The sequence below is a fragment of the Pseudoxanthobacter sp. genome (assembly GCF_036822375.1).
In the GTDB taxonomy this organism is placed as follows: Bacteria; Pseudomonadota; Alphaproteobacteria; order Rhizobiales; family Segnochrobactraceae; genus Pseudoxanthobacter.
Map to the genome: position 1 here is coordinate 1 of NZ_DAISHT010000109.1, position 11,507 is coordinate 11,507.

The 11,507-nt window shown below is 70.3% G+C and carries 12 protein-coding genes; all 12 read left to right on the forward strand.

All coding sequences use genetic code 11. The annotated features are described in order from the left end of the window. Positions 1 to 110 (forward strand): helix-turn-helix domain-containing protein (locus V7067_RS11135; protein WP_334175984.1); only part of this gene is annotated, 110 nt, incomplete at its 5' end. 194 nt (positions 111 to 304) lie between these two features. Continuing rightward, positions 305 to 2,023 (forward strand): sensor histidine kinase, encoded by a 1,719-nt coding sequence (locus V7067_RS11140; protein ID WP_334175985.1) that lies wholly within the window; start codon positions 305 to 307, stop codon positions 2,021 to 2,023. Then, positions 2,020 to 2,496 carry a hypothetical protein gene (locus V7067_RS11145; RefSeq protein WP_334175974.1) on the forward strand — a complete coding sequence of 159 codons (477 nt, stop codon included), beginning with the start codon at positions 2,020 to 2,022 and terminating at the stop codon, positions 2,494 to 2,496. The genes V7067_RS11140 and V7067_RS11145 overlap by 4 nt, the downstream gene beginning before the upstream one ends. 177 nt (positions 2,497 to 2,673) lie before the next feature. Then, the gene (locus V7067_RS11150) at positions 2,674 to 3,078 is read left to right on the forward strand and encodes a PTS sugar transporter subunit IIA (RefSeq protein ID WP_334175975.1); all 405 of its coding nucleotides are present in this window, start codon (positions 2,674 to 2,676) and stop codon (positions 3,076 to 3,078) included. A gap of 24 nt (positions 3,079 to 3,102) precedes the next feature. Then, on the forward strand, positions 3,103 to 3,378 hold the full coding sequence (locus V7067_RS11155) for an HPr family phosphocarrier protein (RefSeq protein ID WP_334175976.1): 276 nt from the start codon (positions 3,103 to 3,105) through the stop codon (positions 3,376 to 3,378). Between the two features lie 416 nt (positions 3,379 to 3,794). Next, positions 3,795 to 4,724, forward strand: a complete 930-nt coding sequence (gene nudC, locus V7067_RS11160) for an NAD(+) diphosphatase (RefSeq protein ID WP_334175977.1) — start codon at positions 3,795 to 3,797, stop codon at positions 4,722 to 4,724. Between the two features lie 224 nt (positions 4,725 to 4,948). After that, a complete protein-coding gene (locus tag V7067_RS11165) occupies positions 4,949 to 6,673 on the forward strand; it encodes an inorganic phosphate transporter (protein WP_334175978.1) in 1,725 nt (574 codons plus the stop codon). A gap of 125 nt (positions 6,674 to 6,798) precedes the next feature. Then, positions 6,799 to 7,626, forward strand: a complete 828-nt coding sequence (lgt, locus tag V7067_RS11170) for a prolipoprotein diacylglyceryl transferase (RefSeq protein ID WP_334175979.1) — start codon at positions 6,799 to 6,801, stop codon at positions 7,624 to 7,626. Positions 7,627 to 7,628: 2 nt separating this feature from the next. After that, entirely contained in the window at positions 7,629 to 8,738 is a 1,110-nt protein-coding gene (locus V7067_RS11175) for an SAM-dependent methyltransferase (RefSeq protein ID WP_334175980.1), read from the forward strand. A gap of 30 nt (positions 8,739 to 8,768) precedes the next feature. Continuing rightward, positions 8,769 to 9,539: a peptidoglycan editing factor PgeF gene (gene pgeF / locus V7067_RS11180; RefSeq protein WP_334175981.1), complete on the forward strand. Its 771-nt coding sequence runs from the start codon at positions 8,769 to 8,771 to the stop codon at positions 9,537 to 9,539. A 150-nt stretch (positions 9,540 to 9,689) separates the two neighbouring features. Then, a complete protein-coding gene (locus tag V7067_RS11185) occupies positions 9,690 to 10,547 on the forward strand; it encodes an ABC transporter substrate-binding protein (RefSeq protein ID WP_334175982.1) in 858 nt (285 codons plus the stop codon). Positions 10,548 to 10,570: 23 nt separating this feature from the next. Continuing rightward, positions 10,571 to 11,507 (forward strand): amino acid ABC transporter permease (locus tag V7067_RS11190; RefSeq protein WP_334175983.1); only part of this gene is annotated, 937 nt, incomplete at its 3' end.

Below are 11,507 nucleotides of genomic sequence, written 5' to 3' on the forward strand. Positions count from 1 at the left end.
CCATCGACAGCCACATCAAGCGGCTGCGCAAGAAGTTCAAGATGGTGGACGACGACTTCGACATGATCGAAACCCTCTACGGCGTGGGCTATCGCTTCAAGGAAGCGTGAGCGGCGCCGCAGGGCGGGCCGGCGGTCTCAGGCCGGACCGGGCAGCGGGGTGAAGGCGCGTGAGCGAGACGGCGCAGGAGCGGGGGAAAAACCCGCCGCAGCAAGGCAGTCCGGCGCCTGCCGCCGTCCGCGGTGCGGGCAGCGGGCGGGCGCCGCGGCGTCCGCGCCGGCGCTTTCTGTCGCGCCGGGCGTTCCTGCGGCTGTTCAGCCGGGTGCAGCGGTCCATCGGCGCGCACCTGTTCTCCTCGCTCACCCGGCGCATCGTCTTTCTCAACGTCGCCGCGCTGGTGGCGCTGGTGGCGGGCATTCTCTATCTCAACCAGTTCCGCGCCGGCCTCATCGATGCGCGGGTGGAAAGCCTGCTCACGCAGGGCGAGATCATCGCCGCGGCCATTGCCGGCTCGGCCAGCGTCGACACCAACACCATCACCGTCGATCCCGACCGGCTGCTGCAGATGCAGGCCGGCGAGGCGCCGGCGCAGAGCGACGACAGCCTGCAGTCGCTGGATTTTCCCATCAACCCGGAGCGGGTGGCGCCCATTCTTCAGCGCCTGATCTCGCCCACCAAAACGCGCGCGCGCATCTATGACCGCGAGGGCGTGCTGCTGCTCGATTCGCGCTATCTCTATTCGCGCGGCCAGATCCTGAAATCCGACGAGGCGGAGCCGGCCGGGCCGCAGCGCGGCGTGGTCGAGCGCGCGTGGGAGCGGCTCAAGGGCTGGGTGCTGCGCGGCGAGCTGCCGACCTATCACGAGCTTTCCGGCACCAACGGGCGCGGGTATCCGGAGGTTGAGCGGGCGCTCGGCGGCGCCCCGGCCAGCATCGTGCGCGTCACCACCGGCGGCGAGATCGTGGTTTCCGTTGCCGTGCCCATCCAGCGCGCGCGCGGCGTGCTGGGCGTGCTGATGCTCTCTACGCAGGGCGGCGATATCGAGGCCATCCTGCGGGCGGAGCGGCTTGGCATCCTGCGGGTGTTCGCGGTGCTGCTGGCGGTGTCGATGATTCTGTCGGTGCTGATGGCCGGCACCATCGCCGGCCCCATGCGCCGTCTGGCCAACGCCGCCGACCGGGTGCGGCGCGGGGTGAAGGCGCGCGAGGAAATTCCCGACTTTTCCGACCGCCACGACGAGATCGGCCATCTGGCGCGGGCGCTGCGCGACATGACCAGTGCGCTCTACAAGCGCATGGACGCCATCGAGGCTTTTGCCGCCGACGTGGCGCACGAGCTGAAAAACCCGCTCACCTCGCTGAAGAGCGCGGTGGAAACGCTGCCGCTGGCCAGAAACGATGCCTCGCGGGCGCGGCTGATGGATATCATCCATCACGACGTGCGCCGCCTCAACCGCCTGATCTCGGATATCTCCGATGCCTCGCGGCTCGATGCCGAACTCGCCCGCGGCGATGCCAGCATCGTCGATCTGGCCGCTGTGCTCGATGCGGTGGTGGCGGTGCAGAGCGGGCTCGTCAAGGATGGCAGCCTGAAGATCGCGCTCACCGTCGCGCCGGCCCGCACGGGCTCGCGGCCCTATGCCGTGGTCGGTCACGACAGCCGGCTCGGTCAGGTGTTCACCAATCTCATCGACAATGCCCGCTCGTTCTCGCCGCCGGGCGGCACCGTTCATGTCGCGGTGCGCCGCAGCGGCCCGGATGTCGAGGTGAGCGTGGAGGACGAGGGCCCCGGCATCCGCCCCGACCTGCAGGACCGCATCTTCGAGCGCTTCTATACCGACCGGCCGGAGAGCGAGGGCTTCGGCAACAATTCCGGCCTCGGCCTGTCGATTTCCAAGCAGATCGTGGAGGCCCACAACGGCACCATTCTGGCGGAGAACCGCTTCGGACCGGAGGACGCCGACGGGGTGCGCCCGGTGCTGGGCGCCCGCTTCGTGGTGCGCATTCCGGCGGACGAGCGGTGAGCGCGGTGCCGGTGGCGCTGCACGGCACGGCGCTGGCCGTGGGCGAGACCGGCGTGCTCATCCGCGGCCCGTCCGGCGCGGGCAAGACGACGCTGGCGCTGGACCTGATCGAAACGGTCTGCGCGCGCGGCGGCTTTGCCATTCTCATCGGCGACGACCGGGTGCGGCTGGCGCCGGCCGGGGGGCGGCTGATCGTGGCGGGCGAACCGGCGCTGGCCGGCTTCGCCGAGCGGCGCGGCCTTGGCGTGGTGGCCTGCGCGTTCGAGCCGGCGGCGGTGCTGGGGCTGGTGGTGGACCTCGTCGCGGCCGCGGATGTGCCGCGGGTGCCGGCCCCGGCGGAACGCCGGGTTGTGCTGGCGGCGGTGACGGTTGCGCGGCTGGCCGCCCCGCGCCGCTCGGCCGCGGCGGCCGGGCTGGTGCTGGCGGCGCTCGGCAATCCGGCCTGTGCCTTTGGCCACATGGCATCCTTCTGATCCACAATAACCCCGCGCGGCCGGGCTTTTTTGCTTGCAGTCGCGGCCAAGCTGACGAAATGTTGACCGACCGGCCCGTCCCCCCGACGGCCGGCCTCGGCCCCGCATTGCCGCTCCGGCGGCGGATCGGGCCGGGCGCAGCCGGGCGCGGAGCCGGTACTGTGTTGCGGAGACGCCATGATCGGTCTCGTCCTGGTCACGCACGGCCGCCTCGCCGAAGAACTGAAATCGGCCATGGAGCACGTGGTCGGGCCTCAGGCCCAGGTGGAGACCGTGTCGATCGGTCCGGAAGACGATGTCGAGGCCCGTCGCCGCGATATCGTCGATGCCGTCGGGCGGGTCTCGACCGGCGCGGGCGTCGTGCTGCTCACCGACATGTTCGGCGGCACGCCCTCCAACCTCGCCATCTCGGTGATGGACCGTGGCGGCGTGGAGGTGATTGCCGGCGTCAATCTGCCGATGCTGGTGAAGCTGGCCTCCGTGCGCAGCGATCTCGATCTTGCCGCCGCCGTGGACGAAGCCCGCAAGGCCGGTCAGAAATATATCAGCGTCGCCAGTCAGGTGCTGGCGGGTCAGCGCTGAGGCCGGTGCGGGGGAGGCGGCAGGGTGCCCAGCAACGCCCGTGAACTCGTCATCGTGAACCGTCGCGGGCTTCATGCCCGCGCGTCGGCCAAGTTCGCCCGTCTTGCCGAGGAATTCGATGCCGTCATCACCGTCAGCCGCGATGGCCAGAGCGTCGGCGGCACCTCCATCATGGGGCTGCTGATGCTGGGGGCCGCGCGCGGCTGCTGCATCTCGGTGGCCGCCGAAGGCCGCGAGGCCGATGCGGCGCTCGATGCCGTGGCCGCCCTCGTCGCCGGCCGTTTCGGCGAGGAAGACTGAGCGGCCGCCGGCCGCACGGCAGCAGGCGGCGTGGGCGACAGCCCCGGCGGCATTCGGGTTTTGCCTGCCACGGGGCCGCCCTCGTGATGGGCCCGTCACAGCCGGCCCGTCCGTCGCAGTCGGCCCTCAGGATCAACCCTCACGGCCAGCCCGTCACGGCTCGGCCGAGTTCCGGGGCGCCGCGCCGGGCCGGGCTTGCGGGTCCGGTGTCCCGGCCGGGTGCTCCGGCGTCATCTGCCTTGCCGTCTGCCTTGCGGCCTGCCGGGCCCGGTTTTTTGCTTGACGGCTGCGCCGGCGCGGCGTTTGCCTTGCCGGCGCCGGGTGCGTGCCGCAGGCCCGCGGGGCCTGTCCGCGGCCTCCTCCCGGCTTCGTCCTCTCTTCACCCGTCCGTTTCCCGCCTCCGCGATGGTGTTGCCATGGCTCCGATCGATTTTCCGCCGGTCGACCTTTCCCGTCTGACCGGCTACGGCCGCACCCGCACCGACCGGACCGCCGAGCGCCGCCACGATGCGGCGTGGATCGAGGCGCTTTGGCAGCAGCCCGAGACCGGCGTGGTGCTGGTGGCGGCGGACCATGTGGCGGTGGCCGGCGATCCGCCGGTCATCGTGCGGCCGGCGGCGCTGGCCCGCAGCCTTGGCCGCACGCTGGAAGAGGCGGTGTTCCTGGGGCTGGAGGACGGGCAGGGGCGCTTCGCCGTGCCCTTCACGCTGGAGGAAGCCGCGCAGCTTGGCGAGGCGACGGCCGATACCCGCTCGCTCGCCTCCGAAGGGCGGCTCGCCCCCGACGAGCAGGGCCTGCTGGCGCAGGCCCGCAGCCTCGTCTACTGGCACCAGAGCCACCGCTTCTGCTCGGTGTGCGGCAATGCGACCCGGCTCACCGAGGGCGGTTACCGGCGCGACTGCCCGGCCTGCGGCGCCCATCACTTTCCCCGCACCGATCCGGTGGCGATCATGCTGGTGGTGGACGACGAACGCTGCGTGCTGGGCCGGCAGGCGCGCTTCGCGCCGGGCATGTACTCCTGTCTCGCCGGCTTCATCGAGCCGGGCGAAACCATCGAGGACGCGGTGCGCCGCGAGGTGCGCGAGGAAAGCCACATCCGCGTCGGGCGCGTGCGCTATCTCGCCAGCCAGCCCTGGCCGTTTCCCGCCTCCCTCATGATCGGCTGCCTCGGCGAGGCGCTGACCCGCGACATCCGCCGCGACGACGCGGAACTGGAGGACTGCCGCTGGTTCTCCCGCGATGAGGTGCGCGCGATGCTGGAGGGCACCCACCCCGAAGGGCTGACGGGGCCGAAACCCTTCGCCATCGCCCATCACCTGATGGCCGCATGGGTGGCGGGCGGCTGAGGGGCGCGGCGATCGGCCGGGTGCCGGATGTCACATGACTGTCATATGACAATGCTCTGGATCGCGCGACGCCGCCGGACTGACAGGATAAACGCCCGTTTTCCCGGTCTCTCCGGCACAAGGCCCGCGCGGCATATGACAGCCGCCGGCGACTGCGACGGCCCGTTGCCGCCTCACAAGACCGCATGACCGCATGGCGCGGTCGTCATAACCCGGATTTTCCGATGCAGGCCCCGACCAGACAGGGCGAGCCGACGACCGAGGCAAGCCAGAGCGCGCAGGCCGACCGGACGGCGGAGGCCACGCCGGCACCCAAACATGCGGCCCGGCGCGGCAGCCACCGCGCCGCATCCGGCCATGGCGCTGCGGCCGGCCACACCGGCCGCCGGTTCGACCGCAAGCCCTCGCGCGTCGGTGTCGCGCTGTTTCTGGTGCTGCTGGTCGGCGGGCTGGCCTACTCGGTCTGGTCGATCGCCGCCGACATGGCGGCCACCGGCACCGCGCCGCTGGCGCTGGTGCCCTATCTGCTGCTCGGCCTCGCGCTGATCGTGGCGCTGGGCTTCGAGTTCGTGAACGGTTTTCACGACACCGCCAACGCGGTGGCCACCGTGATCTACACCAACTCGCTGAAGCCGCACTTCGCCGTGGTGTGGTCGGGGGTGTGGAATTTCGTCGGCGTCATGCTGTCCAGCGGCGCGGTGGCCTATTCCATCATCACGCTGCTGCCGGTGGAGCTGATTCTGCAGGTCGGTTCCTCGGCCGGCATGTCGATGGTGTTCGCGCTGCTGATCGCGGCGATCCTGTGGAACCTCGGCACCTGGTATCTGGGCCTTCCGGCCTCGTCCTCCCACACCCTCATCGGCTCCATCATCGGCGTCGGCATCGCCCATCAGCTCATGCAGGGGGCGGGCGCCACGGCGGGGGTGGACTGGTCGCAGGCCGCCAAGGTCGGCTGGTCGCTGCTGATCTCGCCGGTGGTGGGCTTCGTGGCGGCCGCGCTGCTGCTGCTGGTGGCGCGCCTCACCCTGCGCAATCCGGCGCTCTACCGCGAGCCGGAGGGCAACCGCCCGCCGCCCTGGTGGATCCGCAGCCTGCTGGTTCTGACCTGTACCGGCGTTTCGTTCGCCCACGGTTCCAACGACGGGCAGAAGGGCATGGGCCTCATCATGCTCATTCTGATCGGTATCGTGCCGACGGCCTATGCGCTGAACCGCACCATCGATCCGGCGCAGGTGGCGCAGTTCCGCGCCCTGTCGCTCGTGACGCAGAGTTCGCTGCAGGGCTATTTCGGCAGCGCCCCGCGCCCGCAGGACCCGCGCGCCGTGCTTTCCGCCTACATCGCGCGCCACACCTACGAGCCCGCGGTGGTGCCGGCGCTGTCGGCCGTGATTGCCGATGTGACGACCCTCGCCAGCACCGACAGCGCCTTCGACCGCCTGCCGGCGAGCGAGGCGCGCAACATGCGCAACGACATGTATCTTGCCGCGCAGTCGATCACGCTTCTGCTGAAGACCAATCCCACCGGCTTCAATGCCGAGACGCGCGCCAGCCTGCAGGCGCTGGGCAGGGCCTTCGACCATGCCACCAAATATATCCCGCTGTGGGTCAAGGTGGCGGTGGCCATCGCGCTCGGCCTCGGAACCATGGTCGGCTGGCGGCGCATCGTGGTGACGGTCGGCGAGAAGATCGGCAAGTCGCACCTCACCTATGCGCAGGGCGCCTCGGCGGAACTGGTGGCTATGACGACCATCGGCGCCGCCGACATGTTCGGCCTGCCGGTTTCCACCACCCATGTGCTGTCGTCGGGCGTGGCCGGCACCATGGCGGCCAACGGCTCGGGCCTGCAGATGCGCACCGTGCGCAATCTGGCGCTGGCGTGGGTGCTGACGCTGCCGGCGGCCATCGTGCTGTCGGCGCTGCTTTATGTGGCCCTGCGCCACCTCGTCTGAGGTGGGCGGGCGGCGCGGCGGCCGATTTGCCGTTGGCGCGGGCGCCGAATTCCAATATCCCGTGAAGACGTCTGCGGCCCGGCGGCCCCGCTTTGCGCCGCGCCGCCCCACGGAACTGACCTGCCATGCTGTTTGCGCTGCCTTTTCCGGCAATCGATCCCGTCCTGATCGAGGTCGGCCCGTTTGCCATCCGCTGGTATGCGCTGGCCTACATCGCCGGCATCGTGCTGGGCTGGTGGTATATGAAGCGCCTGCTGGCGAACCCGGCGCTGTGGGCGGGCACGCCCCATCCTCAGCCGGCGGTGATCGACGATTTCGTGCTGTGGGCCACCCTCGGCATCATCCTCGGCGGCCGCATCGGCTATGTGCTGTTCTATAATCCGGCTTATTTCTTTGCCAACCCGTGGGAAATCCCGGTCATCTGGGGCGGCGGCATGTCGTTCCACGGCGGGTTTGCCGGTGTCGTCGTGGCCATGGTGCTGTTCGCGCGCACGCGCGGCATCCGCATGTGGACGCTGTTCGATCTGGCCGGCGCGGCGGCGCCGTTCGGGCTGTTCTTCGGCCGCATTGCCAATTTCATCAACGGCGAATTGTGGGGCCGGCCGGCCGACGTGGCATGGGCGATCGTGTTTCCCTATGCGGGGCCGGAGCCGCGCCACCCGAGCCAGCTCTATGAGGCGGGGCTGGAAGGCCTCGTGCTGTTCCTCGTCGTGCGCTTCGTCACCCATCGCCTGAAGGGGCTGCAGCGGCCGGGCCTGACGGCGGGCACCTTTGCGGCCGGCTACGGTCTGGCCCGCATCGTGTCGGAGTTCTTCCGCATGCCGGATATCCAGATCGGCTTTCTGGCCGGCGGACTGACGATGGGCATGCTCCTGTCGCTGCCGATGGTGATCGCCGGCGGGGCCGCCATTGTCTGGGCGCTGCGCCGGCCTGCGGCCGGGGGCCGGGTGTGACCGTGAGCCGCGTTCACGACGATCTGGCAGACCGCATCCGCGCGCGCATCCGCGCCGAAGGGCCGATGACGGTGGCCGATTACATGGCCCTGTGCCTGTCCGACCCGGCCGGCGGCTATTATGTGACGCGCGATCCGTTCGGCACGGCGGGCGATTTCATCACCGCGCCGGAAGTCTCGCAGATGTTCGGCGAACTGGTGGGGGCGGTGCTGGCGCACGGCTGGCAGCTTGCCGGGCGGCCGCAGCCGTTCGTGCTGGCCGAGCCCGGCCCCGGCCGCGGCACGCTGATGGCCGATATCGTCCGTGTGCTGCGGCTGGTGCCCGGCCTGCTGGCGGCGGCCGATCTGCGTTTCGTGGAGGTGAGCCCGGTGCTGCGCGCCGCGCAGGCCCGCGCCGTGGCGCCGTTCGGCCTTGAGGCGCACTGGCACGACAGCCTTGCCGGGCTGCCCGACGGGCCGCTGCTGCTGGTCGCCAACGAGTTCTTCGACGCGCTGCCGGTGCGCCAGTTCGTGGCCGCGGACGGGGTGTGGCGCGAGCGTGTGGTGGGGCTCGGGCCGGAGGGGGAGCTCGCCTTCGGCATCGGCGCCGGCGTGCTCGGCCACGACGGCCTGCCCGCGCATCTGCACCCGCACGACGACGGCGCCGTGCTGGAAACCTGCGCCCCGGCGACGGCGCTGATGGGCGAAATCGCCCGCCGCATCGTCGCCTTCGGCGGCATGGCCCTCATCATCGACTACGGTCATGTGCAGAGCGCCGTCGGCGATACCTTTCAGGCGCTGAAGGCCCATCGCATGGTCGATCCGCTGGCAACCCCCGGCGAGGCCGACCTGACGGCCCATGTCGATTTCGGCGCGCTGGCCCGTGCCGCGCAGGCCGCGGGCGCGCGCGTGCACGGGCCGGTGGAGCAGGGCACCTTCCTGATCCGCACCGGTCTTCTGGAGCGGGCCGGCCAGCTGGGGGCCGGCAAGACGGCGGCGGTGCAGGACGAACTGCGCGCTGCCGTGGAGCGGCTGGCCGGGCCGGAGCAGATGGGCCGGCTCTTCAAGGTGATGGCGGTCACGCGGGCCGGGATCGCCACGCCGGACCTGCCGGGCTTTAGCGGCGCCCTCTGAGGGCGCCTTCGGGAAGACGGGACAAGCGCGATGATCGTTGCCGAAGAACTGGCCGGGCTTGCCGGCATCCGCCACGGCTTCTTCACCCGCGAGGGCGGCGTTTCCTCCGGGCTCTATGCCAGCCTCAACACCGGGCTCGGCTCTTCCGACGACCGCGCCGCGGTGCTGGAGAACCGCGCGCGCGTCGCCCGGGCGCTGGGTGTCGAGCCGGCCAACTTTGTCACCGCCTACCAGATCCACTCCCCCACGGTGCATGTGGTCGATACGGTCTGGGCGCCCGGCGAAGGGCCGCAGGCCGATGCGCTGGTGTGCCGGCGGCCGGGCATCGCCATCGGCGTTTCGGCGGCCGATTGCGGGCCGCTGCTGTTTGCCGATGCCGCGGCCGGCGTCGTCGGCGCCGCCCATGCCGGCTGGAAGGGCGCCTTCGGCGGGGTGATCGAGGCCACCCTTGCGGCCATGGAGGCGGAAGGCGCCGACCGGGCGAACGTCGTCGCCGTGCTGGGGCCGACCATCTCGCAGGCTGCCTATGAAGTGGGGCCGGAATTCGTCGCCCGCTTCCGCGCGGCCGATCCGCAGAACGATGTCTTCTTCCGCCCGTCCGGCCGTGAGGACCATGCGCTGTTCGATCTGCCGGCTTATATCGGCCGCCGGCTGGTCGCGGCCGGGGTGGGGCGCGCCGGCGACGTGGGGCTGTGCACCTATGCCGACGAGCAGCGCTTCTTCTCGTTCCGCCGCACCACCCACCGCGGCGAGGCCGATTATGGCCGCCTCGTTGCCGCGATCGCGCTTTCTGCCGCATGATTGGGCGCGGCGAAAAGACATGCAGATACGGTGGAATTCGGTGAACGCGGCGGTGGCGCGGGGGCTGCAATCGGTCTAGCATCCCTGCACAACCTTCCGGATGAGAGCGGCCCCGTGCCCGCGGGCTGTACACGATCAGAGGTCCTGCCGATGAAAAACGCCTTCCGACGGCGCTTCGCCCTGACCCTTGCCCTTGCTGCCGCCGCCGGCGCGCTGGCCACGGGCTCTGCCTCTGCCGAGATGATCGGCAACTGCGAGGTGACGGGCACCAAGGGGCAGTTTCCCCTCACCCCCGCCATTCCCGGCCAGCTCACGGTCGAGGTGAACCTGCCGGCGCCCGGCTGGTGGAACGGCGACACCCCGGAGACCATCAAGGACGGCTACGAATACTGCCTCGGCGCCAACATCGCCTGGCGGGCCGGCCTCGATAAGGTGGGCGTGAAGAACGTGGCGTGGGACGCCCTGGTCGCCGGCCAGACCAAGGATTTCGATCTGGCGCTGTCGCAGATCTCCATCACGGATGAGCGCAAGAAGGTCGTCGATTTCTCGGTGCCCTACTTCTCGTCGGATGTCGGCGTGCTGGTGAAGGACGGCACCGCGCTCGACGCTGCGACCATGAAGGATGCCCAGATCGGCGTTCAGCAGGGCACCACCGGCGCGACCTTCGTCGACACCGTGCTGAAGCCGTCGAAGGCGGCCAAGGTGTTCCCGGATACCCCGTCGATGTTCACCGCGCTGATGGCCGGCCAGATCGACGCCGCCATGACCGATACCGCCATCGTGCTCGGTCAGGCTGCGGTTTCCGGCGGCAAGTTCAAGGTCATCGGCCAGTACAACACCGGCGAGACCTATGGTGCGATCTATCCGAAGGGTTCGCCCAACGCGAAGGTGCTGAACGAGATTCTCACCAGCCTGATCGACGACGGCACCACCAAGAAGCTCGCCTCCAAGTATCTCACCGATGCCTGGGGTATCGACCCGACCACGATCCCGACCTTCAAGCCCTGATCGTCGGGAGCGGCTGAAACATCATGACGGTGACGGCCACCACCGAAAAGGGGGCGGCGCGCGGTGATCGCTGGCGCGCGCCCTCTCCCGCCCGGACCTATCCGGTCCTGACCGTGGTCGCAGCGGTCGTCGCCGCCGCCGCCTTCGTGGCGGCCGTGGCGACGCTTCTGGCCATCCGCAGCACGGTGGTGAAAGCGGGCTACGGCTCGGCCGCCGTGGATGGCTTCCTGTTCGTGGCCGGCGTCGGGGCAGCCTTCCTGGCCCTGCCGGCGGCGCGCGGCCTCGGCCGCTCGCGGCGTGCGGCAGTCAGCAATGCGGCCGGCGACCTGATCGCGGCGCGCACGCTGGGTGCGGCGGCGCAGGAGGCGGCGTGGTGCGCCGCCGGCTGGTCGGTCTCGGTGGCGGTGCTGAGTGCGCTCGGCTATTTCGTCGTCGCCAACAACGCGGCGGTGGCGCACACCTTCTTCGATCTCGGCCTCATCACCTCGTCGTTCTCGCTGGTCGCCGGCGCGTTCTGGATGAACGTGTACATCTTCCTCGTGGCGGAAGTGGCGGTGCTGGTGTGGGGGCTGGTCATCGCCATCGCCCGTACGCTTCCCGGCGAGGCCGGACGGCCGATCCGCTGGCTGGCGACCGTCTATACCGACGTGTTCCGCGGCCTGCCGGCGATCATCACCATCTATCTCGTCGGGTTCGGCCTGCCGCTGACGGGCCTGCCGCTGATCCGCGACATGCCGCAGGCGTGGTATGCCATTCTTGCGCTGACGCTGACCTACGGCGCCTATGTGGCCGAGGTTTATCGCGCCGGCATCGATTCCATCCACCAGAGCCAGACGGCGGCGGCCCGCTCGCTCGGCCTCTCCTATGCCCAGACGCTGCGCTATGTGGTGGTGCCGCAGGCGGTGCGGCGCATCATTCCGCCGCTGCTCAACGATTTCATCAGCCTGCAGAAGGACACCG

Bases quoted from the DNA above. Each gene is read 5' to 3' on its own strand.
- V7067_RS11165 (WP_334175978.1), top strand. From the start codon at position 4,949: ATGCAGGCCCCGACCAGACAGGGCGAGCCGACGACCGAGGCAAGCCAG.
- V7067_RS11150 (WP_334175975.1), top strand. From the start codon at position 2,674: ATGATCGGTCTCGTCCTGGTCACGCACGGCCGCCTCGCCGAAGAACTG.
- lgt (WP_334175979.1), top strand. From the start codon at position 6,799: ATGCTGTTTGCGCTGCCTTTTCCGGCAATCGATCCCGTCCTGATCGAG.
- pgeF (WP_334175981.1), top strand. From the start codon at position 8,769: ATGATCGTTGCCGAAGAACTGGCCGGGCTTGCCGGCATCCGCCACGGC.
- V7067_RS11185 (WP_334175982.1), top strand. From the start codon at position 9,690: ATGAAAAACGCCTTCCGACGGCGCTTCGCCCTGACCCTTGCCCTTGCT.
- nudC (WP_334175977.1), top strand. From the start codon at position 3,795: ATGGCTCCGATCGATTTTCCGCCGGTCGACCTTTCCCGTCTGACCGGC.